21 protein-coding genes and 1 other annotated feature are annotated in these 22,956 nt (G+C 46.4%); of the genes, 11 read left to right on the top strand and 10 right to left on the bottom strand.

Features of this window, described 5'->3' with window-relative positions; translation table 11 throughout:
* The first annotated feature begins 26 nt into the window (after positions 1-26).
* Positions 27-563: an MATE family efflux transporter gene (locus P403_RS16825; protein ID WP_235195188.1), complete on the top strand. Its 537-nt coding sequence runs from the start codon at positions 27-29 to the stop codon at positions 561-563.
* 110 nt (positions 564-673) lie between these two features.
* Positions 674-1,249: a 3'-5' exonuclease gene (locus P403_RS0106910; protein WP_029331961.1), complete on the top strand. Its 576-nt coding sequence runs from the start codon at positions 674-676 to the stop codon at positions 1,247-1,249.
* Positions 1,250-1,309: 60 nt separating this feature from the next.
* Here the strand turns inward: P403_RS0106910 and P403_RS0106915 are convergent, their stop codons facing one another.
* The 3 genes from P403_RS0106915 to P403_RS0106925 form a co-directional block, all read right to left on the bottom strand.
* Positions 1,310-2,425, bottom strand: coding sequence for an NADH-dependent flavin oxidoreductase (locus P403_RS0106915; protein ID WP_029331963.1), 1,116 nt, complete (start codon positions 2,423-2,425; stop codon positions 1,310-1,312).
* Positions 2,426-2,526: 101 nt separating this feature from the next.
* Positions 2,527-4,635 (bottom strand): MMPL family transporter, encoded by a 2,109-nt coding sequence (locus P403_RS0106920; RefSeq protein ID WP_029331965.1) that lies wholly within the window; start codon positions 4,633-4,635, stop codon positions 2,527-2,529.
* Positions 4,636-4,699: 64 nt separating this feature from the next.
* A complete protein-coding gene (locus tag P403_RS0106925; RefSeq protein WP_029331966.1) occupies positions 4,700-5,500 on the bottom strand; it encodes a hypothetical protein in 801 nt (266 codons plus the stop codon).
* Positions 5,501-5,608: 108 nt separating this feature from the next.
* Here P403_RS0106925 and P403_RS16405 point away from each other — a divergent pair, with 108 nt between their 5' ends.
* Positions 5,609-5,782 (top strand): YycC family protein, encoded by a 174-nt coding sequence (locus P403_RS16405; protein WP_084157645.1) that lies wholly within the window; start codon positions 5,609-5,611, stop codon positions 5,780-5,782.
* A 63-nt stretch (positions 5,783-5,845) separates the two neighbouring features.
* On the opposite strand, the gene P403_RS0106935 is transcribed toward P403_RS16405, so the two are convergent.
* Together P403_RS0106935 and pulA are read right to left on the bottom strand one after the other, a co-directional pair.
* Entirely contained in the window at positions 5,846-6,328 is a 483-nt protein-coding gene (locus P403_RS0106935) for a hypothetical protein (protein WP_029331967.1), read from the bottom strand.
* A 137-nt stretch (positions 6,329-6,465) separates the two neighbouring features.
* The gene (gene pulA / locus P403_RS0106940; RefSeq protein WP_029331968.1) at positions 6,466-8,475 is read right to left on the bottom strand and encodes a type I pullulanase; all 2,010 of its coding nucleotides are present in this window, start codon (positions 8,473-8,475) and stop codon (positions 6,466-6,468) included.
* Between the two features lie 106 nt (positions 8,476-8,581).
* Here pulA and P403_RS0106945 point away from each other — a divergent pair, with 106 nt between their 5' ends.
* Positions 8,582-9,076, top strand: a complete 495-nt coding sequence (locus P403_RS0106945) for a YajQ family cyclic di-GMP-binding protein (RefSeq protein WP_029331969.1) — start codon at positions 8,582-8,584, stop codon at positions 9,074-9,076.
* Positions 9,077-9,541: 465 nt separating this feature from the next.
* Here P403_RS0106945 and P403_RS0106950 read toward each other — a convergent pair whose 3' ends face one another.
* A complete protein-coding gene (locus P403_RS0106950; protein WP_084157647.1) occupies positions 9,542-10,324 on the bottom strand; it encodes a 3-hydroxybutyrate dehydrogenase in 783 nt (260 codons plus the stop codon).
* 115 nt (positions 10,325-10,439) lie between these two features.
* Here P403_RS0106950 and P403_RS0106955 point away from each other — a divergent pair, with 115 nt between their 5' ends.
* The 3 genes from P403_RS0106955 (at position 10,440) to P403_RS0106965 (ending at position 12,468) form a co-directional block, all read left to right on the top strand.
* Positions 10,440-11,324: a LysR family transcriptional regulator gene (locus tag P403_RS0106955; RefSeq protein ID WP_029331971.1), complete on the top strand. Its 885-nt coding sequence runs from the start codon at positions 10,440-10,442 to the stop codon at positions 11,322-11,324.
* Positions 11,325-11,410: 86 nt separating this feature from the next.
* On the top strand, positions 11,411-11,821 hold the full coding sequence (locus tag P403_RS0106960; RefSeq protein ID WP_029331972.1) for a carboxymuconolactone decarboxylase family protein: 411 nt from the start codon (positions 11,411-11,413) through the stop codon (positions 11,819-11,821).
* Positions 11,822-11,874: 53 nt separating this feature from the next.
* Entirely contained in the window at positions 11,875-12,468 is a 594-nt protein-coding gene (locus P403_RS0106965; RefSeq protein WP_029331974.1) for a metallophosphoesterase family protein, read from the top strand.
* A gap of 61 nt (positions 12,469-12,529) precedes the next feature.
* Here P403_RS0106965 and P403_RS0106970 read toward each other — a convergent pair whose 3' ends face one another.
* Positions 12,530-13,135, bottom strand: a complete 606-nt coding sequence (locus P403_RS0106970; RefSeq protein WP_029331975.1) for a hypothetical protein — start codon at positions 13,133-13,135, stop codon at positions 12,530-12,532.
* A gap of 29 nt (positions 13,136-13,164) precedes the next feature.
* Entirely contained in the window at positions 13,165-14,847 is a 1,683-nt protein-coding gene (gene argS / locus P403_RS0106975; protein WP_029331976.1) for an arginine--tRNA ligase, read from the bottom strand.
* Positions 14,848-14,903: 56 nt separating this feature from the next.
* Positions 14,904-15,124, bottom strand: a binding site (T-box leader).
* Between the two features lie 129 nt (positions 15,125-15,253).
* Between argS and P403_RS0106980 the strand changes: the two genes are divergently transcribed.
* The gene (locus P403_RS0106980; RefSeq protein WP_029331978.1) at positions 15,254-16,930 is read left to right on the top strand and encodes a GGDEF domain-containing protein; all 1,677 of its coding nucleotides are present in this window, start codon (positions 15,254-15,256) and stop codon (positions 16,928-16,930) included.
* A gap of 15 nt (positions 16,931-16,945) precedes the next feature.
* A complete protein-coding gene (locus tag P403_RS0106985; protein WP_029331979.1) occupies positions 16,946-17,722 on the top strand; it encodes an alpha/beta hydrolase in 777 nt (258 codons plus the stop codon).
* A gap of 110 nt (positions 17,723-17,832) precedes the next feature.
* Here P403_RS0106985 and trhO read toward each other — a convergent pair whose 3' ends face one another.
* Positions 17,833-18,750 (bottom strand): oxygen-dependent tRNA uridine(34) hydroxylase TrhO, encoded by a 918-nt coding sequence (gene trhO, locus P403_RS0106990; protein WP_084157649.1) that lies wholly within the window; start codon positions 18,748-18,750, stop codon positions 17,833-17,835.
* A 239-nt stretch (positions 18,751-18,989) separates the two neighbouring features.
* Here trhO and P403_RS0106995 point away from each other — a divergent pair, with 239 nt between their 5' ends.
* Both P403_RS0106995 and P403_RS0107000 read left to right on the top strand, forming a co-directional pair.
* On the top strand, positions 18,990-19,634 hold the full coding sequence (locus P403_RS0106995; RefSeq protein ID WP_029331981.1) for a TVP38/TMEM64 family protein: 645 nt from the start codon (positions 18,990-18,992) through the stop codon (positions 19,632-19,634).
* Positions 19,635-20,267: 633 nt separating this feature from the next.
* On the top strand, positions 20,268-21,122 hold the full coding sequence (locus P403_RS0107000) for a sulfite exporter TauE/SafE family protein (RefSeq protein ID WP_029331982.1): 855 nt from the start codon (positions 20,268-20,270) through the stop codon (positions 21,120-21,122).
* A gap of 416 nt (positions 21,123-21,538) precedes the next feature.
* On the opposite strand, the gene P403_RS0107005 is transcribed toward P403_RS0107000, so the two are convergent.
* The gene (locus tag P403_RS0107005) at positions 21,539-22,915 is read right to left on the bottom strand and encodes an alanine/glycine:cation symporter family protein (RefSeq protein ID WP_029331983.1); all 1,377 of its coding nucleotides are present in this window, start codon (positions 22,913-22,915) and stop codon (positions 21,539-21,541) included.
* Between the last annotated feature and the right edge of the window lie 41 nt (positions 22,916-22,956).

Below are 22,956 nucleotides of genomic sequence, written 5' to 3' on the forward strand. Positions count from 1 at the left end.
CGACCTTCGCCGTCATCAACAAATTCATGGCGCTCGTCGGGATGCCGATCATGGGAATCGTCCAAGGGATGCAACCAATCGTCGGCTACAACTTTGGTTCGAAACAATTCGACCGCATGTCGCTCGCCATCAAACTTGCGATGCGGTACGGTTTGTCATTATCGATTACACTTTGGTTATTGATTCAACTCTTCCCACGCTTCTGGGTCGGAATGTTCACGAATGATACCGCACTGCTCGATGATGGTTCGACCGCGATGCGGATTCTTTTCGCTGTCTCGTTCGTCTATGGGATTCAGATGATCATTAACGGGATGTATCAATCACTCGCGAAAGCGCGGATCGCTTTGTTCCTGTCCTTGTCGCGGCAAACGTTGTATACGATTCCGCTTGTCCTGATTTTACCGGTCTTCTTCGGTGTACAGGGAGTCTGGTTCGCCTTCCCGATTGCTGACTCAATGGCGGTCCTGACCGCCGTCGTCTTCGCTTACCGGGACCGTACTATGCTCTTTAAACCAAATGAGTATGTAGAACCGGAAACAGATACAGTACAAGCGAAATAACCGAAAGTCCGTCGTGCCACTTGGCAGACGGACTTTTTATTTCGCAAAACAAAAGACGAACATGTATTCTGAATCAAAATGCGGTATGCTGTTAAAAAAGGAGGGATTGTATGCCAAAGCCTTACACACTGGCGATTGATTTTGAAACGGCCAACCGGAATAGTCGCAGCATCTGTGCTTTCGGATGGTCCGTGTTATCGGAAGGGAACGTCGTCACGAGCCAACAAGTTTTGATCAATCCGGAAGAAAGCTTTGATGCTGGCAACATCCGTGTCCACGGCATTCGACCGAGCGACGTCTGGGATGCACCAGCGCTACCCGAAGCGATGGCAGCACATGGCTTATTCGAGCTGATTGAAAACGCGGAACTGATTGTCGCCCACAACGCTTCTTTCGACATGGGTGCACTTCAAAAAGCGATTCAAAAATATGATTTGTATCAAATGCCGTCTTTTCAATATGGCTGCACGGTCAAATTGTCACGGAAACTCTATCCTTGGTTGCCGAATCATAAATTGAATACGATGGCCGAATTTTTAGGTGTATCGTTTAAACACCACGATGCAAAAGAAGATGCCTATATTTGCGCCTTGTTGCTGCAGGATATGCTCGACCGAACGAACATCGAACATCCGGTCGAGTTGCACCGTTTTTGTGGTGTACGGATGGGGGAAGTCGCTTATTAACTCCCCTCATATGAAAAGGAGCGGCTCAGAATCTGAGCCGCTCCTTTTCTATCATGTTGCTTATTTCGTCGTTTGTTTGATTGGGAACCAGCCTGGACGGCTAATAATTCCTTGCCATAGTGCATCTGGCATCACGAGTTCTTCTTGTGTTGTTGGATCAAGTTCTGTCCGAATCGAAGCGACGTCTCCTGCTTCGACTTTTTCGACCCAGTTCGGTTCCATGATCAATTCACGACCGAGTGCGACGAGTGGCACTTCTGTTAAGGCACGTTCGACTTCTTCTGGTGTGTGGAGTGATCCGACACCGATGACTGGAACCTGTTGTCCAACACGCTCTTGAACGAGTGTGATTGGCGAACGTGTTTCGTTTTCATCACGAATCGAACCAGCAAAGAAGTCCATGACGGAGACATGAAGGTAGTCGAGGTCTTTTTTCGCAAGAACGTCGACGAGCTGCATTGTGTCTTCTAGTGTAATCCCTGGGTTTTCGATTTCTTCTGGTGAGAAGCGATATCCGACGATGAACGATGGATCTTGTTTTGCGACCGCTTCGACTGCATCAACGACAGCAAGTGGGAATGCCAAACGTTTTTCAAGGCTTCCTCCCCATTTGTCATCACGACGGTTTGAGTGTGGTGAGACGAATTGTTGAATCAAGTACGTATTGGCACCATGAATTTCAACACCATCAAATCCAGCTTCCATCGCGCGACGTGTCGCTTGACCGAATGCTTCGATGATAGCTTCGACTTCTTCTGCTTCGAGCGCACGTGGTGTCATGGCGCCTTCACGTTCTGGTGCTACAGCACTCGCACTGACCGTCTGCCCGCCAACGAGTTCTGGTGGTGCCATCCGACCTGCGTGGAAAATTTGAAGAATCGCTTTTGCGCCTTGGTCTTGAATCGTTGTCGCGAGGCGTTTTAAGCTTGGAATGAGTTCATCGCGCTCTGCGCCGAATTCATTTGGGAAACCTTGCCCGTCTGCCGTGACGTTGGCACACGCTGTGATGACTGCACCGACCCCACCTGAACGCGCTGCATAATAAGCGAGTTCCACTTCCGAAACTTCACCGTTCTCTTCTGCCGCATAGTTTGTCATCGGCGCCATCATGACGCGGTTTTTCAATGTCACTCCGTTTGGAAGTGTAAACGTATCAAACATTTTTTCATTAGCCATTGAAACATATCCTCCTCTGAAATCTTAACTTGAATATCGTCAGTATACGCTCGGCCTTTTCAAAATGCCTAATGATGTGCTTAGCCAATCTGCTTGCTTGTTCAGTGCCACTTCGTTTGGCGTTTCCGTCGACCGCCCGGCCACCACCAGTTCCAGTGTCCGAATAACTTCATCAAGGCTGGAACTAACAGCATCCGAACGATCGTCGCATCGATGAAAATCGCAAGTGCAATCCCGACACCGAGTTGCTTAATCGGGCTGACGCCGGTGAAGGCAAATGCTCCCGTGACGACAATCATGATCAAAGCAGCCGATGTGATGATTTTACTTGTCTTCGCAAGTCCCATTTCGGTTGCGACATCATTGTCTCCCGTCTCGTCATAATATTCCTCCATCCGGGAAACCAAGAACACTTCATAGTCCATCGATAGACCGAATACAAGTGAAAAGATGAAGACCGGAGTCAAAATGCCAATCGTTTCTGCCGGAAAAACGAGTCCTGATTCAAATAGAATCACGAGCAATCCGAATGTCGCCCCAAGACTGAGTAGGTTCATCAAAATCGCTTTAATCGGAATTAAGATCGAACGAAAGGCAATCAATAAAATCAAGAATGTAGCAAGTAACACGACACTGAGCGCAAGCGGCATCTTGTCATAAATCTCATCATAGATTTCTTGATTGAATGCAGCCGGTCCGCCAATCGTATAGCCCATTTCCCGGACTTTCCTGACCCAGTCCTGTGAAGCCTGATCACCGGGGTCCCCGACTAAATTCACGTTCACACGGGCGACGTCCGCGTCAAACGCTATCCAAGGGGTCAGCTGCTGTTTCGCTTGTTCGACTTGCACGGCTTGCTCCAAATCAAGTCCATTCTGCTCCGCTAAGGTCGCGCCGGAAATCACGTCTTTGACACCGCTATCTGCTTGAAAATTTCGTGTCGCGTCCTCGAGACGACGGAGTCCTGCTTCAGACGAAAAGTCCCCCTCGACTAAGACGACTGCGTCGGTCCCGTCATCCCCAAACTTTTTTTCCCATGACTCAAACGCGAGCCGTGATGCATAGTCTTCCGGCAGGGCACTCGCTTGCGGGATATTCAACTCAAGATCACGCAATGGAATCAAACACGGGACGAGTAATATCAGTGAAAAAATCGTAATCGCAACAGGACGCTTCATGACGAAGCGCGCCAGATTCCGCCAGCGTCGTTCACCACGATCCGAGCCGGACTTAAAGATCCGTCCTTTTTCTAATCCTGTACCGAACAGTGCGAGTAAGGCGGGGAGTAACGTGATGGCACTAATGACGGCACCCAGTACAGAGACGAGCGTCCCGATCGCGACAGCTTGAAAGACATCGACGTCAATCACTAATAGACCGGCGAGCCCGACAAAGACGCAAATCCCAGAAAATAAAATCGAACGACCGGCTGTCGCGACAGAGACTTCTGCTGCCCGCGCAATCGAATACCCTTTGCCCTGTTCCTCTCGAAAACGATTGACGTAGAGCAGTGAAAAATCGATTCCGAGCGCGAGTGAAATCATCGCGACGGCATTCAGGACAAAAATCGATAATTCTTGTTGACCCGCAACAAAATAGAGAGTCCCGGCACCGAAGATGAAGGTAACGAGTCCCATGATGAGCGGTAAGACAGCTGCCAAGGGTGTCCCAAAGACGATAAGTAAGACAAGTAAAGCCGCTGGAACACCAATCAACTCTGCGCGAACTAAGTCATTTTTCGAGGCCGTGTTCAAGTCGTCGACGATCAGTGGTTCGCCAGTCAGTCGGACAGACACGTCATTCGGAACATCTACTTTATTTTCGACGGCTTTCGTCCATTTCTGTTCAATATCGGGGGTCCCGACCGTAAGATATCCTTTGCCGTCCCGAATCGCTTGTGGATTTTCGGTTGGTCCAACGACCTGCCCGACTCCTTTAATGTCACGAAACAACGTGACATGCCGCGTCATTTCCTTACGAATCGTTGGTTCATCCCCTTCAAACAAGACGATGATTTGATGCGGGTCTTGCTTAAATTCTTGTTCTAACACTTGCTCCACTTGTTGAAATTCCCCGTCACGGGTGAAGCCGTTCCCTTTTAATTGATCGGGTAACTGAAGGGCGAAATACCCAAGGACAATCAGTGCAATCAACCAGACGAGACTGATGCTTTTTCGAAAGCGAACAATCTTCTGACCAAGACGTTCCATCTGTCGACTCCCCCTTTTGTGTATACAGTAAACACATCCTTCGTACGATCGACAAAGGATGTGTTTACGTCTTGTGAAAAATTTGAACCCACGTGTTTCCGAAATTCGGTGACGTCGAAACGATTGCTAGTCGCCTTGCCTGTTCGTCAAGCAACAGACTTTTTAACAAGACGGACGACTGACACCCTTCAAATTTAAACTTTAATTGTTTGTTCTCATAGAGATAAAATCGTGTCGCATCCGTGACAGAAAACAACTGTTTCTGACTATCGACGAGTGAATATTCTTCATAGTCCGAGAACGGGATGACTTGTTCTTCGTGCTTGACCGCATCCCAAATGACGTATCGCGTCTGATCGGGATCGTATGAGATGATTGTCGCCGGCGCAATAAATCGTTCGAACGTCAATTGTTCATTGTATCCACGCTCGACGATGCGCCCTAATAAAGGGGCTTCGTCATAGTCTGAAAAAGTTCCTGCTTCCGTCATCAAATCAAAGCGGACGATATCCGTTTCCGCTGCGTATAAGAACAGTTGATTGCCACTCCACTCATACAGGTTACTAAACCAAGCATCCGCCCAGATATCCGGGCGATTCATATATGTTATCTGACCATTCTTTAAATCAAGTAATCCGAAGACAATCGTTTCTTCGAAGACGATGAACGCACGACTTCCATTCGGTTCGAGGTACCACGTGAATGGAACATAAGCACAGGCTGTTTCCCAAACTATTTTTAAATCTGCATCGCATTTCGTAAATCCTCCTTGCTCTCGAAACAAGACGAATTCCTCTCCTACTCGTTCAAATAACGATACCGATTCATGGAGCAACAGCTCAGCCGCTGGTTTATACATATACATCACTTCCTACCTCCTACGGTATCAACCTTCTTGATTTCTAGCTACTGTCGATGCGCTCGCATTGTATGTCTTGTATACTAGAACCAATCATCAAAAGGAGGATCTTTCATGAAACCATTACAACTTTCTGCTGATACGGCAGTCGAGCTCGCGAAGCGGCTGAATGTACCACTCGAACAATTGATGCATATGCCGCGTCACATCTTAATCCAAAAGTTAGTCGAACTCGAGAGCGAACAAGCGGATGCTACAACTGAATCAAGTGATGAGGAGACAAACTAAGCCCCACTTCTGATAAGTCGCACTCCAATCCGTACGAAAAAAAGAGGCACTAGGCCTCTTTTTTTACGCTTGCGGATTATACTCCGACTTGCCGTACCGAAAGACATTGACGATCGCTTTGCCATCACTCGGATATCCATTCGGATGATCAATCGGAAAGAGTGAAAAGAAAACAAAGTAGAAGGAGAAATAAGCGAACTGATACGTAAAGATCGATGCTTCGAATACTCCAGCATAAATCAATCCGTTGACGATTAAAATACCTGCAACGTTCGCTAACGAACCACCCAAATACACCATGATGTTCGTAAATTTATTTTCATGCCGGAGTGCCTCATACTGGCACCAGCCATCCCAAAAGTAAATTCGATTCAAACGAATCGGTCCGACACGTACCAATGACTTGCCTGATCCAATATTGATTTCCATGTTTCCTCCGAACAATCGTGCGAAGAAATAATGCCCCATTTCATGAATTAATGTCACAATCGGTAATAACAGAAAAAACGATAAGAAAAATTTCCAGATATCATCAAATCCAAACATGCTGACGCTCCCTTTCAGAAAACTAATCCTCTAAATACTACTTAATCTATTTTCCCGCATCAGATGAATTAAAACTGGATTATCTAAAAAGAATTAATACGAAAAGATGACAGCCGCAACGCGACTGCCATACTAGGTTACTCTTTTTTCCGACGTTTGTTTGCTGCGTACAAAAGACCGATGATCGTCAATGCCGTGCCACCCGCGACCGCATACTTTTTATAGTCTGCTTTTCGCTCGGCCACTACGGTCGTCGTCAGTGCCGGAATCAATAATTCTCGTTCCTCGTGCAGACGAGGCGCATGGATTTTGACTGCCCCGTTTTCGACAAGCACTTCGAACTCACCACTTGGCAATTCAATCGTTACGTCTTCATCTGTCGCATTATGATAGACACGTTGACGCTCGACGTAACCTTCATATGTCCGCTTCAGCTCATATGCAATGATGCCTTCCCCTTCTTCTAGAAAGCGGAGATGTTTGCGAATCATCGCTGTATTTTCAAGACGGAACATCGGATATTGACGGCGCATCGCAATCAACCCTTTGACATATTCAACGGAAGAACTGAATGTCTCTGCCCGTTCATAATCGAGTCGATTCACGACTTCTCCCGCATTGAAGCTATCACGAATCCCATCCTTCGTCCGGAAGAACTCTTGACCCGCGTGGAGGAAGGGAATCCCTTGTCCCGTCAAAATGATTGCATTGGCAAGCATTTGACGTTTGCGTCGTACTTCGTCCGTATCCTCCGGGCGTGAGACAGAGAGCTTGTCCCAAACTGTTAAGTCGTCATGTGCTTCGACATAGGAGACGACTTGGTTCGGCTCATCCGCAAAGCCTTGCGACGACACGTTTCCAGCAATCCCGCGCTTGACTTCATTCGTCCGATCGAATGCACCGCTGATGAAGCCGCGGTCCTCCGGTGTTTGGACATCTCCTTTTAACCCGTCACGTAAGCCGTTATTGAAGTGTGCAATCCCCGGCATCTGCGAGGCATTGAAATAGTTCGCTTTTTGATCGAGCGGTAACGGTGTATCTAAATCCCAGCCTTCACCGATGATTAAAATCGACGGGTCGATTCGATCGAGTGCATGACGAACTTGGTTCATCGTTTCGATATCGTGGAGTCCCATCAAGTCGAACCGGAATCCGTCGAGATGATACTCTTTTGCCCAGTACGTCACGCAATCGATGATGAACTTCCGCATCATGAAACGCTCAGAAGCTGTATCATTTCCGCAGAAACTGCCGTTTGAAAGGGTTCCATCCGCTTCCTGGCGATAAAAATAACCTGGTACGAATTGACCGAGCGGCACCTTGTCCGCATCATACGTATGATTGAAGACGACATCCATGATGACTCGGATTCCACGGTCGTGCAGTGCTTGGACCAATTCTTTGAGCTCACGGATGCGTGCTTTTGGATCATCTGCATTTGATGCATAGGAGCCTTCCGGTGCAAAGAAATTGACCGGATCGTATCCCCAGTTGTAATTGTCCGGATCGTTTGGTGCTGCTTCGTTGACCGAACCGAAATCATAGATAGGAAGTAATTGGACGTGCGTCACACCTAAATCAGCTAAGTAGTCGAGTCCCGTCAATCCACCATTTTTCGTCCGCGTACCTGCTTCCGTCAATCCGCGGAACGTACCTCGTTCGACCACACCACTCGCCGGATGACTTGTCGCGTCGCGAACGTTCAACTCATAAATGACAGCATCTTGTGACGAATGGAACATCGGTCGCTCCTCAATCCAACGGTCCGGTTGTACGCTGGACGGATCGATTAAAGCACCACGCTTTCCGTTCGTTCCGACTGCTTTTGCATAAGGGTCGACCGCTTCGACTTTCTGACCGTCGACGATGGCTTGAAATGTATAAAAATAACCTTCATACACAGCACGATCGAGTTCTGCGACGAATGTCCCCCGTTCAGCGGCTGACAGTTCGACTTCCTCTACTTTTCTTGCACGCAGCGTCCGGTACAGACGGATGACCACACGTTCCGCCGTCGGTGCCCACAATCGAACACGAATCGTCGTCTCTTCAAAAGTCGCACCCAAGTCCATTCCTCTATAGGCATAACGCTCATCCATCTCCTTTGGCGTGAGCGTCAACATATCTGCTGTTTGTTTCAAAGCCATGCACCCCTTTCATTTCATGGTATTCATTATAACAAAATTTCAAAGTGGTGGACGCTTCCGCTGTTCCTCTCTAAAATAGAGAATAGAACGAAAGGGGAGATGCCATATGGCAGCAAAAGATAATTCATTTGATATCGTGTCACAAATCAACATCGAGGAAGTCAAAAACGCGATGCAAGTCGCACTGAAGGAAATTACGAACCGCTTTGATTTTAAAGGTTCGAAGAGTGACATGAAACTTGAGAAAGAGGATTTAATCCTTATCTCAGATGACGACTTCAAACTCGACCAAGTCAAAGACGTCTTGACGACGAAGTTGATTAAACGTGAAGTTCCAACCAAAAACTTGCAGTATGAAAAAGTCGAACAAGCAGCCGGGAATACGGTGCGTCAACGTGTCATCCTAAAAAGCGGAATCGACCGTGATGATGCGAAAAAAATCAACAATGCCGTCAAAGAATCCAAATTAAAAGTCAAAACACAAATCCAAGATGACCAAATCCGTGTCACTGCTAAATCACGTGATGACTTGCAACAAGTCATGCAGATCGTCCGTGAGTTACCATTATCGGTCGACGTCCAGTTCATCAATTTCCGTTAAGCATAAAAAATCCCTTTCTCCAAGTCGGAGGAAGGGATTTTAGCGTGTAGACAAACTCTTATGAAGCGTGAAGAGAGACAATCCGTCGCGCTTCCCTGTCTCGCCTCGTTTTCAAAGCGGCAATCTTCCGCGCCGCTACAGCAAAGCTGCAGGGTCGCGACCGATTGCTTTTCGCGGTTCTAAGCGATTCGAGACGGATTGCGCCCTAAACCGTCTGCATGACTGGCTTTCCGTCATAGTGTTACCTAAAAGCGTCACGTTTCGTTGACTCCTGCGGGGAAAAGTGCGTTTTTAACGCACGTTCAGAGGTAGCCAAGACCCTGCTCGTTGTCCGTGGGGATCAAGGAGCAACGGCTTGCACCTCGCCCGAGGAAAGCAACGAAACAGGCACTCGATTTTCCGATAGCACGTTGTCTAAAGTCTGAAATCCCTTTCTCCAAGTCAGAGGAAGGGATTCGTTTATGCTCATTGCGCTGTATATCCACCATCAAGGACGACGGCTTGTCCTGTCACGCCAGCTGCTTTATCACTTGATAAGAAAATCGCGTAGTCGGCAATTTCTTTTACTTGCAACAAACGCTGTTGTGGCACAAGCGGATAAATGACTTCTTCTAAGACAGACTCAAGCGGTACGTTCCGCGTTTCAGCGAGTGAAGATAGCTGTTTTTGGACGAGTGGTGTATCGACGTAACCCGGGCAAATCGCATTGACCGTAATACCGGACGTCGCCCCTTCGAGTGCTGCGACTTTCGTTAAGCCAATCACACCATGCTTCGCACTGTTGTATGCCGCTTTCCCAGCAAAACCAATTAAACCATTGATGGATGACATGTTGAGAATCCGTCCGAATCCTTGTTCTTTCATGATCGGGAAGACATATTTCGTATAGAGGAATGGTGCCCGTAACATGATACTTTGCATCAAATCAAACGTCTCTGTCGAGAAGTCTTCGATGGGTGAGACGTGTTGCATGCCAGCATTATTGATGACGATATCAATTTTTCCGTAATGTGCCATCGTCTGTTCGATACTTGTTTTAATCGCCGCTTCACTTGTTACGTCACCTGCAACTGCAAAGGCGTCAAATCCTTTGTCCGTCAGTGCTGCTGCTGCATTTTTCGCTGCCTGCTCCTGCAAGTCGACAATCACGACCTTAGCGCCTTCTTGCGCAAATTCTTCAGCGATTTCAAGACCGATTCCACTAGCTGCTCCAGTAATTAACGCTACTTTTCCTTCGAGTTGTTTCATTTCCATCTACTCCTTCTTTACGGTTTCGCTCCTTTTACTGTACGCTTACCAAAACAATAATAAAAATGAATCCTTATTATGCTATGTATAACGAATTCGAATAGGAGGATAAAAGATGGATTTTCGACAACTCGAATATTTTACTGAAGTTGCCCGGTTCAAAAGCTTTACCCGTGCCGCCGATCACTTGCATGTCACACAACCAACTTTAAGTAAGATGGTCCGCAGCCTTGAGGAAGAGCTCGATATCGAACTTTTTGACCGCAGTAAACGGCAAATCGTCTTAACGGATGCCGGTGAAACACTTCTTCTTGAAGGCGAAAAAATCTTACGCCAACTTTCGGATTTACCCTCTCACCTGTATGACGTGATGCATTTGACGAAAGGAACCATCCGGATTGGCCTTCCTCCACTGATTGGTTCGCTCTTCTTCCCACGTCTCTTGCATCAATTTTCGCAACAGTACCCAATGGTGACAATCGACATCGTCGAAGCCGGCGGTCATGCATTAGAGAAAGCCATTGTCGCGGGTGAGGTCGATTTGATTGCGACCGTCTTTCCTGCCGATGAACACTTGACGGTTTACCCGTTCATGGAAGAAGAACTACATCTTTTCTTACCGGAACACCATCCGCTCGCTACACGTTCTTCCATCGCGTTAGAAGAAGTGTCAAAAATGCCGTTCGTTTTATTTAATGAAACCTTCTCTCTCCATAACGTCGTTTTAAATGCTTGCCGGGCAGCTGGTTTTGAACCGACCGTCACACATGTCAGTTCGCAGTGGGATTTCCTTTGCCTGCTCGTCGCAGAAGAAAATGCAGTTACACTCCTTCCCCGCTCACTTGCACAGCGGATTCAAGTCAATGGAGTCAAAACAGTTCCATTAGAAACTCGGGTACCTTGGCAATTAGGTGTCGCTGTTCCGACAGGACGATATCAATCGTATGTGACCCGAGAATGGATTCAGTTCATTCAAAATTTCTATGCAAAAAAAGAATGATATATATAAAAATCATGTATTTGTAGCATGGTTTTTCTTTCGTTATGATAGGTTGTATCGTTAATCTAGAAAGGAAGTTATTTACTATGTCAACGCATGAAACACGTCACGAAGTCGGTCTAAAAAAATTAAGTGAATTCACAGATACGAATTCAGCTCAATCTACACATGATAAAATCTCAGAATCATTAAAAGACATTGCACCTGCCGTCGGAGAATGGATCACGGATTTCGCTTACGGTGAAGTTTACAGTCGCACTGGACTCGGGAACCATGACCGTGCACTCGTCACAATCTCGACACTCGTCACACAAGGAACAGAACCGCAACTTGCCTTACACATTAACACGGGGCTAACAGCTGGTCTCTCAGGAAATGAGATCGTCGAAGCCATCATGCACCTCGTACCGTATACAGGTTTCCCTCGTGTTTTAAATGCGCTAGAAGTCGCAAAAACTGTATTCGCAGAACGCGGTATCACAGTCGAAACAGAATAAGCATGAATGCGGTATCACTCAGGGTATAGCCCTGTATAAGGGAGAGATGCCGCATGCAGTACGCATTGATTGCTGACTTGCACAGTTCCTTTTCGGATACACGTGCTGTGCTACAAGACATTCGTAAACGCGCTCCCGCGGCAACGATTTTCTCACTCGGTGATTTACACGAGTGTCATGTCGGGAAAAAAAGAGCGCGTCGTTACACGTATGAATCGATTGCCCATGTCGTAACGCTCAATTCAGAGTATCTCCAGTTACTTGATTTCGAGACGTTACTCGGCAATCAAGAAGAACGAATTTTTTCACTGGTACCGTTCGGTATGTCTCGCTCGCTTGATCAACTTCGTTCAGCACTTCGGACGAAACAAATCGGCGATGCCTTATTTCTACATGGCGATCAGTTCGAATGGAGTTATGAACTAGTACCGGATACGACACGATTTAAACAACGATTATTATTTTTCGGTCACAGTCACCAACGTGGTTTATTTAAAGACGGACATCGTATGTCAGCTCATCTCGACATCCCGATTTCTGTAAAAAAAGGACGGTACGCGATTAATGTCGGTCCTGTTCTCGTCGAACGTGAATGGCTACTCTATGATACAGAAACAGCGTCAATCCTTTATCGCCAAGCAAGATGAAAAGACCCTCGGATGAGAGGATGGATATACATCCATCTTTCCCCCGAGGGTCTTTTTATGGTTACAGATAACGGACGAGTGAAGCCTTCACTAAATCGACCTGCGTCAATTCATGTTTCTCGACGAATTTATCGACGACACGACGTACTTCTCCTTGACGACGGACGAAGCTTGTCGGGACAGGCGTTTTACCAACAAGTTGTTCGTATAACGTCGTCAATTGATGATCATCGATGACCGTTGTCATCGAATCGAGGAACAATAAGACGTGGAGACGGTTGAGATAGTCCCATGGCTTGTCTTCCGACCGGAATTCATTCCGGGCCAACCATTTTTTAAGACCAATCGCATCGATTTCACTGAGTGTTTCCTTCGAACGTGGTGCTTTAAAGAGGGATAAAAGTTCACCTAATTTTTTACGCGTTTGTTTTTTACCCATGAAAAATTCGAAGTTCACTTTCGTATCGAGTGCATCTCCACTAACAGGTGCGATTAAATCGGCACCTGGTGCTGTCACGACATCAAAGATGAAGTCGACAGACTCTCCAGGCAACCACGTTGCCACTTTCCCGTGAAAATCAGCGATGAAAGCAATCGCTTCTGTCATGTCTTCGTTCTTGATCCGTTCTGCTGCCTGTTGCAACCGTTCGTTTGTTTCTTTATTCATATGCTAACCCCATCTTTAGTTTGATTTTATTACATTTCTTCTGGAGCGCCGACACCGAGGAGGCGTAGACCTTCCGTCAATACAATCGTAACCGATTTCACGAGTGCAAGGCGAGATTGTTTTGCCGTATCCTCTTCAAGAACACGTACTTGACCATAATATTTGTTAAAGCTTTGTGCGAGATCAAGGACATAACGGCTGATGATGGATGGTTCACGACGCACGAACGCCCGGTCAATGACTGCCGAGAATTGGTTGAGCATTGAGACGACGCCCCAGGCATAATCGTCAGCACTTCCGTCGAAGGCTGCACCGTCATAGCCGCCTTTACGAAGTAACGAGTTGGCACGGGCATTTGTGTACTGGACGTATGGACCCGTCTCCCCTTCGAATTTCAACATCTGCTCGAGATCGAACTCGATATTGTTCATGCGTTCATTTTTAAGATCATGGAAGATGACTGCGCCGACGCCGACTTGTTGTGCTGTTTGATCCGCATTCGCAAGGTTCGGGTTTTTCTCGGCGATGTTTTGTTTCGCGACATTGATCGCATCTTGAAGGACTTCCTCAAGCAAGACGATCCGCCCTTTACGCGTCGACATCTTTTTGCCGTCTTTCATGATCAGACCGAATGGTACGTGGTGCATGCCGTCAACATTATCAAAACCAAGCTTTTTCAAAACTGCAAACAACTGTTTAAAGTGAAGTGCTTGTTCTCCGCCAACAACATAAAATGCTTGTTCGAAACGGTACGTCTCGAGGCGGTAGACTGCAGCTGCCAAGTCACGTGTCGCGTAAAGTGTTGCGCCATCTTTTTTCTTGATTAGCGCAGGTGGCATACCTTCTGCTTCAAGATCAACGACCATCGCGCCTTCAGACTCGACGAGCAGTTCTTTTTCTTCTAATAAGTCAATGACATGCTGCATTTTGTCATTATAGAAGGCTTCTCCGTTCAGACTGTCGAACTGTACACCAAGCATGTCGTAAACACGGCTGAATTCGACGAGTGAGACTTCACGGAACCATTTCCAAAGAACGGTTGCCTGTTCGTCACCTTGCTCGAGTTTTTTGAACCAGGCCCGACCTTCATCTTCAAGTTCCGGCTTACTTTCTGCTTCTTCATGGAACCGGACATAGAGTTTCAATAATTCTTTGATTGGCTCAGCCCGGACATCTTCTTCTTTACCCCACATGTTGTAAGCCACCATCAATTTACCAAACTGCGTGCCCCAGTCGCCTAAATGGTTGATTCCAACGACGTCATATCCTTTTTTACGTGAAATTTGGTTTAATGCATTTCCGATGACTGTCGAACGTAAATGTCCCATCGAGAACGGCTTCGCAATGTTTGGTGAAGAGAAGTCAGTAACAATCGTCTTACCGTTCGCTTCGCTTGATCCGTAGTTCGCTTTTTCACTTAAGACACGATTGACGATCTCTTGCGAGACGACTTCACGGTTCAAGAAGACGTTGACGTATGGTCCGACTGGTTGAACGTTCGCAAAGAGTGGATTATCGATTTTTTCAGCGACATCTACTGCAATCATGTTCGGTGCTTTACGGAATGCTTTCGCCAACAAGAAGCAAGGGAATGCGAGATCTCCGTGGTCTTCATGTTTCGGTTGTTCAATCAGTTGCTCAATTTGTTCAAGTGTCAATGCGTCTCCGATGACTCCTTGTAAAACTTTAGCATATTGTTGTTTGTAGCTCATTGTATTACCTCCAACAGTTTATTTTTTCCAATAAAAAACGCCCTTTGCGCAACTCGCAAAGAGACGGAATGACCGCGGTACCACTCTTCTTGGCGTCGTTTTCGACACCCACCTTAGTTGGGGATAACGGGGTTCCCCCGGCTACGCCTGATCGTTACGATTCGGATAGCGTCTCTGAAGTGCGTTTCACGATTTCTTTGTCCATTCAGGCTTCCACCGTTTCCTGATTCGCTGGCTGACAAGATAAAACCGTTACTTTCTTCGTCATCGACGATTTGATATCTTTCACATTATACGCAATGACTCGATTTCTCTCAACCTTATTTTTTTGTAAATCACTTATCATAATTTCCACAAATCGGGTATATATACAGAAGGATCGCCACAGAGAGGGGTCTATTTCGCTATGGTTTACTATCAAAAAGTAGCACGTATGAGCTGGATCACTTTAGCACTTATTGTTGTTTTGCTGTTTCTTGCATCGCTTGCCTTTCCCGTCCATATGAACCCAGCGATATCGCTTGGAAATGCAAGTTATCTTCTCATTTTAGTCCTCCTCTTCCAATTCGATAACATCCGCCGTGGTGGGATTTATTATACATTTCAAGAAGGTATTATTTTATTCATTTTTCTTAATTACGGTTTATTAATTGCCATCATTTTGAGTCAACTCGGTGTCTTGATTTTTCAATTATTTTCGCATAAAAAAGAAATTCGTATAAAACGATTCATCTACCTGTACCCCGTCAACGTCTTATTCGACATCGTCTATATCACAGTTCCCGCCTCCGCTTACTTGCTACTTGGAGGTCCGACCGGTCCGGGCTTTACCTATACCGAGTCACTTATCCCGTTTGTCGGTTATCTGGTTGGTGTCTTTCTTATTTCCTATCTTCAATGTCGATTCGTCAATCGTTTCTTAAACTTAAAGTACGACTGGACCCGCCTCATCCGACTTCAGACACTCGTTTACGGGATTAGTATTTTAAGCGCACTTCTCGGGATTTGGTTTTATGACGAAAATCCGTTAGTTGCTGCGACTGTCTCGACTTTAATTTTATTCTTATTCAAGCAACTGCTACAACAGCGTGGTGTATCCTTACAAGCTACACACAATGCGAAACGATTCGACGATGCGAAGGAACGTCTGCTCGTTTCACGCTTTGAACGGGAAGCGATTGAGTCCTTACTGATTGATTTACCTCATCTGATTGATTTCTCCGACGGCTGGCTTTCCATTCAGCAGCAACGAAAACAAATCATCTATGACATTCGGACAAAAAAAACAGTTGATGTCTTACCTTTATTTCATACGCTATCGGCCGATGATCTGCGGACTCCGATTCTCTATGGTCTTCGGTTCGACTGGGGAAATGATGTGCAACTCTCGCTTCCCGTCGATCGGCATTCGATGCTCGCGATTCCTTCCATCACAAGTGGAGAAGTCGATGTCTCAATCGTTTTATTTCATCAAATCGCAGATGCTTATGATGAAGCAAAAGCGGATGAAATGTCGCGCCTGCTTCGGACATTTTGCCGCGTACTCGAGCGTTCCCAAGAAAACTTTCAATTGTATGCCGAAAGCCGGACGGATGCATTGACCGAACTCCCGAACAGCCGTGCTTTTTATGAAGAGGGAGCACGCCAGTTTGCTTCCGAACACTTTCCGCTCTCAATCATTCTGTTTGATATCGACCACTTTAAATACGTTAATGATACGTACGGACATAAAGTCGGGGATCTTGTCTTACGTGAGCTCGGAAGACGGATTAAATACGTCATCCACCGAAACGATTCTGTCTTCGCAGCGCGTTATGGGGGGGAGGAATTTGTTGTCTTGATTGCGGATTGTTTACAAGACCAAGCAATCGCTATTGCTGAAGAAATTCGTCACACCGTTCTCGATCGTCCCTTCATTGTCGACGATCACCACCTCTCTATTACCGTCAGTCTTGGCGTCGATACAGTAGAACATCCTTACCAACGCACATTTGAAGAATCATTACGTCAGGCAGATCACGCACTATATGTCGGCGGAAAACACAATGGTCGAAATTGTACAGCCCACTACGCTAATCTCTGAAAGGTTGTGTTTCGTATGTCTATTACTGAAATCGCGTTATCGCTTCCGATGAATCAACAACGGCGGACGCTACGAATTTATCGTCCCCCTGAGGTCACGACGGATGTTGCATTGCCCGTCATCTATATGCATGACGGACAAAATGTCTTTAGTGGTGCGAGTGCTTCCTTCGGTAAAGGGTGGGACGTCCACCTTGCTTTACATGAAGTCGGTCTACAGGCAATGATCGTCGCCATCGATAGCCCGGATGACCCGATGGACCGGTACGATGAATATGCGCCTTGGACGGATGACGCGTTATTGATGCGAACCGCATATCCGTCGCACCGGACGACGATCGGCGGAAACGGCAAAGCGTATATGGAATGGATCATCCATGACTTGAAACCGTACATCGACTCGCACTATGCGACGATTCCGACTGATACGACGATGATCGGCAGCTCGATGGGCGGCGTGATTTCCTTGTATGGCTTATTTGCTTATCCGGAAGTTATCACGCGTGTCGCTGCCTTATCGACAGCTGGATGGGCGAACTTCTCGTCTTTACTTGAATTCATCGAGCGAAGTCTCCCCCTGTCTGACGCGCATCGTTGCTACATGGATATCGGGACAAACGAAGTCAGCGGTCCGATGACGGAAAATGATTATTTGCATACGAATGAGGTCATCTCGGCGGCAGTGCGACAAAAAGTCGAACAGATGCAATACAGCGTCATCGAAGACGGTATTCACCATGAGACAGCATGGGCGAAACGTATGCCGGACGTGCTCCGATTTCTCTTTTCATAAGAATTAAGTGTTAACGCATTTGAATCATCTGCGTGACACGTCTTTTTTCAGTGGTATAACCTAAAAAGGATGATGTACGCTCTAACGAGCACACATCATCCTTTTTCATCTTATTTTACGAGTTCTTCAGTCAGTTCTTTTTCATAACGATTCCGCGGGTGTTCCCGGCATTCGTCGGAACATGAACGCATCACTTTTGGTTCACATTCTTCACAGCAGAAATGCTGACGATTACATTCCGGGTTCGCACAATTAACATAACGTGTTTCTGCCTTACCACAGTAGTAACACTCGGATACGACCGTCGGGTTGACTTCATTGACGGGTACTTGAACGCGTTCATCGAACACGTACAACTCCCCTTCCCAGTCTTCTCCACGCGTGACTTCATCTTTTCCGTACATGACGACGCCACCTTTCAGATGGAAGATGTCGTCGCTATTTTGACGTTTACGGAAATAAGCCGTGAACTTCTCACAACGTACGCCACCCGTACAATACGTCAAGACTTTTTTCCCTTCGAACAAATGCTCATTTTCATTGAGCCACTCAGGGAAATCACGTGACGCCGCAACATCGACCTTGACGGCATTTTTGAAATGACCGAGATCGTATTCGTAGTTGTTTCGAACGTCTAAGATGACGACGTCTTCATTTTGCATCATCTCTTTCCACTCAGCAGGCTCAAGGTAGGCTGCATTTTCTTTCGGGACATTAAACTCATCTTCAAAACGCCATGTGACGAGCTCTTTTTTGTAACGGACGAAGATTTTTTTGAAGGTATGCTCTTCGACTTCATCGATTTTAAATTCAATGTCGCTAAAGCGCGGATCCGCTAGTAAATCTTGCATGTACTGTTCTGTTTGTTCGACCGTTCCAGAAAGTGTTCCGTTGATGCCTTCTGGTGCAATCAAGATTCTTCCTTTGATTCCGAGTTCCTTGCAGTAGGCAAGGTGCTCTTTTGTTACCTGTTCCGCATTTTCAATCGGAACATACTTATAAAATAATAGTACGCGATAAGGTTTCATAATCCTCATTGGCCCCCATGTCAGTTTTTTGCAGTAAAACGAACGTTGGCGAACGAAGCGTCATAGCTAATAGCTAGCTGGGAACGCCTGCAAAACGCACCCATTTAAGTATAATACCAACTCCGATTCAATTGTACAATCGACAAATCCATGACACTTACATCGTAATTCAATTCCCTTTCTGATGAGGAAAGAGGTAAAATAGAAATCAGCAGTTTATTTTGTAAGGAGGATTCCGAATGCTCCAAACTATCCGTCAATGGATTGAGCACATGATTGTATTTCTACAAGATCTTCCGGGTGGAGCTTCGACCGGATTGATTGCACCCTTCTTAGAATCACTATTCCCATTCCTCCCACTCGTCCTGATCATCTCCGCGAACGCGGCGACCTATGGTTTTTGGATGGGAGTGCTCGTATCTTGGGTCGGCAGCATGTTAGGTTCACTCGTCGTGTTTGCTTGTATCCGCTATTTGTTTCGTCGTCCAGTCACCCGGTGGCTTGAAAATCATAAGGCAGCACAACACTGGATTGAACGTGTCCGTCACATGAGTCCGATTTCACTCGGATTTTTCTTCTCGCTCCCGTTCATGCCGGCCTTTATCATTACATCCATCTCGGCGATGATTCAGTTATCACTCCGTACTTATTTAATCGCAGCTGGCGCCGGACGCCTGATTGTCGTCATTTTGTTTTCTTTGATTGGCAAAGAGTGGTCAAGTTTTTTAGAAAGACCTGTTCGTCTACTGTTTCTTTTCCTAATCCTACTTGCGATTTGGGGAATCAGTCGCGGTATGGAAGAATGGATTAAACGCCGGGCACTCGCACGTCGTACGAAAAACTTACGTGAACTAGAAAATGTAATTGAAGGTAAGCAAAAATAGACAATTCTCTCAAAAACACATGACTTACCCATGTGTTTAACTTATTTCACTATCCGGATGGAAGATCGCTTACATGTGATGTTCCATCTTTTTTTGGTTATGCCACCCTTCTTTAAGAATCAGATGTTATTTTAGTTCAGGATAGAACGATACTTGAACTACGCCTAAATCGACTTACGATTGAGGCTAGGTCTTTTGAATCATTTTCATTTGCTATAATTATATAAAAATACCGTTCAAACATTAGACATTATTGATAACGCTTACATTTAATTGGTAAGACCAATATTAGAATAATGTTCACGTTTCGACTCAATAAAATAGGATGGATTTTCCAACTTCTTCATTCCTATAATGAATCTATATTTACGATTCATCGACTCCCTAAGACGAGTACTCCTCTCGTCAGCAAGTCCGAGCATCGTCTCTCTTGCACCCTCGTTCAATGTCACCGGTATCATTGAGCGTACGTAATTTTTGGACCGGAATCGATGGAGCGGCACCTGTCACTCCATCAACAGAATAATCCCCTTAACGGCTCCTTCAACCCCCTTGAAGGAGCCGTTCCCTTTTACTTTCCGCTCAGCCCTTGCGATACTTAACATACTATGGATTGTGAAGGGATGGACCTGCATGGAATTTTATTATTTTTTACCGCTTGGATTTTTTATTGGCATTATCTCTGGCTTCTTCGGAATCGGGGGCGGAATCATTTTGACGCCCCTCTTGTTGATTCTTGGATTTACCCCGAGTGTCGCCATCGCGACAAGCCTCATGTTGACACTTGGTTCGACCGTCTCCGGAACACTCTCTCATCTTCGTCTAAAAAACGTTGTTTGGCGTGATAGCCTCGTCATCGGTGGTGTCGGGATTATCGGTTCGACGATCGCAACGCCCCTCGTCCTTCGACTCGAAGAAGTCAACGGGGCACACCTCGTCATCTCGATTGTTTACATTGCTTTATTACTCTATTTCGCGAATAAGTTCCTTCGTCCAAAGTCCACGAACGGTTCGCAAGGCGGATGGCGTAATCGTTACGTCGCTCTCGCATTTACCGGTCTGTTCGCCGGTTTCGTATCGTCGCTACTCGGTGTCAGTGGGGGCTTCATCATTACGCCACTACTCGTCGGAATCGTCGGTTATGAACTAAAAAGAGCGGTCGGGACAAGTATCGCTTCTGCCTTATTGATTGTCCTATCTGGACTTGTCAATTATACGGTGGCGAGTACGGATGTCGATTTGCTCGTCGGTGTCATGTTGATTATCGGCGCCTTACTCGGTGCACCGATCGGCGCCAAACAATTGGGACACTTCGAAAGTCCGTTCGTCAAAAAGTATTTAGGAATCTTTTACTTAACGGTCGCGACAAGTGTGCTACTTGAAGTGTTAGGCTTTAATACAGCTTCGTTAATCGTCTTAGTGACCCTTAGCGTCGTCTTCTTAGTGACGTTACTTGTATATAGCCGTAAACGTTCAACATCCTCTTAACTGTTTCTCATACCAATAGCCGTCCCCCGTAAAAAAGGGGACGGCTATCTCGGCGTGTAGACAAACTCTTACGAAGTGTACATATGCGGTATCGAGAGGCAATCCGTTCGCGGTTTTAAAGCGATTCGAGACGGATTGTGCTCTAAACCGCCTGCATGCGCGGATTTCTGTCACGATATCACCTAAAAAGCGTCACGTTTCGTTGACTCCTACGGGGAAAAGTGCGTTTTTAACGCGACTTGCTAGAGGCAGGCAAGACCCTGCTCGTTGTCCGCTAGGATCAAGGAGCAACGGCTTGCGCCTCGCCCGAGGAAAGCAACGAAAAAAGACGCTTTCTCTCCCGACAGCACGTTGTCTACAGTCTGTAATAGCCGTCCCCCGTAAAAAAGGAGACGGCTATTTTTTTCTATTTCTTGTTAAGCAACTTTTCGAATCATACCGGCTTCGTACTCTTTTGTATGATCAATGACGATTTTCGATAATAATAACATCCCGATTAAATTCGGAATCATCATCAGACCGTTCGCAATATCAGCGACCAGCCACAACAATTCTAAATTTGCGATTGCTCCATAACAGGCTGCTACTGCAAAGATGACTTGGTAGAGGCGATTGAATTTCGTCGCACCACTTAAATATTCAAGACATTTCTCACCGTAGACATACCACCCGATGATCGTCGAATACCCAAAGAAGAAAACCGAGAAGGCAACCGTCCATTGACCCAGTGGTCCAAGTACACTAGCAAATGCGGCCGATGTAAGTGCCGCTCCTGTCAATGAGCCGTCATGTGCGACACCCGATAACGTCCCTCCCGTCGGATCCCAAAATCCAGTCGTCATTAAAACGAGTGCCGTCATCGTACAAACGATCAATGTCACGATAAACGTACTCGTCATCGAAATCAATCCTTGTTCTGCAGGTCGTTCACTTTTAGCAGACCCGGCAATTAAAGCAGCCGTTCCCAGTCCGGCTTCGTTCGTAAAAATACCACGTGCGACACCGACCTGCATGGCAACCATGATGGAAACACCCGCAAATGCGCCGACTGGTGCCAGCGGCTGAAACGCATATTGTACAATCAGCCCTAACGCGGGAATGATTTGGTTCGCTTGAAGAACTAAAATAATGAGTGCCGCCACGATGTAGAGCAAACTCATCACAGGTACAAAAATCGTCGAGATTGAACTGACACGCTCAAGCCCACCACGAATCGAGAAATAGACTGCGACGGCTAGTACAACTCCAAAAGCAAGTAACGGGATGTGAAACGTCTGCTTCAATACCGTCGACATCGCATTCGCCTGGACCGTATTTCCGACGCCAAAAGAAGCAATCAAACCAAACAAGGCAAACGCAACCGCTAACGGCTTAAAACTTTTTCCAAGACCTTTCTCGATGTAGTACATCGATCCACTGACAATTTCACCACGATCGTTTCGCTGACGAAATAAAATCGCAAGCAAGCTTTCCGCATACTTCGTCGCCATCCCGACGAGACCAATCACCCACATCCAAAAGATTGCACCTGGGCCGCCCATCGTCAAAGCGACGGCAATTCCAGCGATGTTTCCATTCCCGATCGTCGCAGCAAGTGACGTCATCAGCATTTGAAAGCTACTGATTTCCCCTTCACCATGCCCCGTTTTCGTCAATGCGAGTTGAAACGCTTGTTTTAATCGGCGAAACTGTAATCCTCGAAGACGAACCGTAAAATATAAGCCCGTCCCGACCAATAACACCATGCTCGGGATTCCCCAAATCCATGATGAAATCATGTGTAACACTTCCATCGCACTCCAAATCCTCTCTATCTCTATCTCTATCTCTATCT

The organism is Exiguobacterium oxidotolerans JCM 12280 (assembly GCF_000702625.1).
GTDB lineage: Bacteria > Bacillota > Bacilli > Exiguobacteriales > Exiguobacteriaceae > Exiguobacterium_A > Exiguobacterium_A oxidotolerans.

Coding starts and splice junctions, on each gene's coding strand:
- P403_RS16825 (WP_235195188.1), top strand. CDS start 27: ATGGCGCTCGTCGGGATGCCGATCATGGGAATCGTCCAAGGGATGCAA.
- P403_RS0106910 (WP_029331961.1), top strand. CDS start 674: ATGCCAAAGCCTTACACACTGGCGATTGATTTTGAAACGGCCAACCGG.
- P403_RS0106915 (WP_029331963.1), bottom strand. CDS start 2,425: ATGGCTAATGAAAAAATGTTTGATACGTTTACACTTCCAAACGGAGTG.
- P403_RS0106920 (WP_029331965.1), bottom strand. CDS start 4,635: ATGGAACGTCTTGGTCAGAAGATTGTTCGCTTTCGAAAAAGCATCAGT.
- P403_RS0106925 (WP_029331966.1), bottom strand. CDS start 5,500: ATGTATATGTATAAACCAGCGGCTGAGCTGTTGCTCCATGAATCGGTA.
- P403_RS16405 (WP_084157645.1), top strand. CDS start 5,609: ATGAAACCATTACAACTTTCTGCTGATACGGCAGTCGAGCTCGCGAAG.
- P403_RS0106935 (WP_029331967.1), bottom strand. CDS start 6,328: ATGTTTGGATTTGATGATATCTGGAAATTTTTCTTATCGTTTTTTCTG.
- pulA (WP_029331968.1), bottom strand. CDS start 8,475: ATGGCTTTGAAACAAACAGCAGATATGTTGACGCTCACGCCAAAGGAG.
- P403_RS0106945 (WP_029331969.1), top strand. CDS start 8,582: ATGGCAGCAAAAGATAATTCATTTGATATCGTGTCACAAATCAACATC.
- P403_RS0106950 (WP_084157647.1), bottom strand. CDS start 10,324: ATGAAACAACTCGAAGGAAAAGTAGCGTTAATTACTGGAGCAGCTAGT.
- P403_RS0106955 (WP_029331971.1), top strand. CDS start 10,440: ATGGATTTTCGACAACTCGAATATTTTACTGAAGTTGCCCGGTTCAAA.
- P403_RS0106960 (WP_029331972.1), top strand. CDS start 11,411: ATGTCAACGCATGAAACACGTCACGAAGTCGGTCTAAAAAAATTAAGT.
- P403_RS0106965 (WP_029331974.1), top strand. CDS start 11,875: ATGCAGTACGCATTGATTGCTGACTTGCACAGTTCCTTTTCGGATACA.
- P403_RS0106970 (WP_029331975.1), bottom strand. CDS start 13,135: ATGAATAAAGAAACAAACGAACGGTTGCAACAGGCAGCAGAACGGATC.
- argS (WP_029331976.1), bottom strand. CDS start 14,847: ATGAGCTACAAACAACAATATGCTAAAGTTTTACAAGGAGTCATCGGA.
- P403_RS0106980 (WP_029331978.1), top strand. CDS start 15,254: ATGGTTTACTATCAAAAAGTAGCACGTATGAGCTGGATCACTTTAGCA.
- P403_RS0106985 (WP_029331979.1), top strand. CDS start 16,946: ATGTCTATTACTGAAATCGCGTTATCGCTTCCGATGAATCAACAACGG.
- trhO (WP_084157649.1), bottom strand. CDS start 18,750: ATGAAACCTTATCGCGTACTATTATTTTATAAGTATGTTCCGATTGAA.
- P403_RS0106995 (WP_029331981.1), top strand. CDS start 18,990: ATGCTCCAAACTATCCGTCAATGGATTGAGCACATGATTGTATTTCTA.
- P403_RS0107000 (WP_029331982.1), top strand. CDS start 20,268: ATGGAATTTTATTATTTTTTACCGCTTGGATTTTTTATTGGCATTATC.
- P403_RS0107005 (WP_029331983.1), bottom strand. CDS start 22,915: ATGGAAGTGTTACACATGATTTCATCATGGATTTGGGGAATCCCGAGC.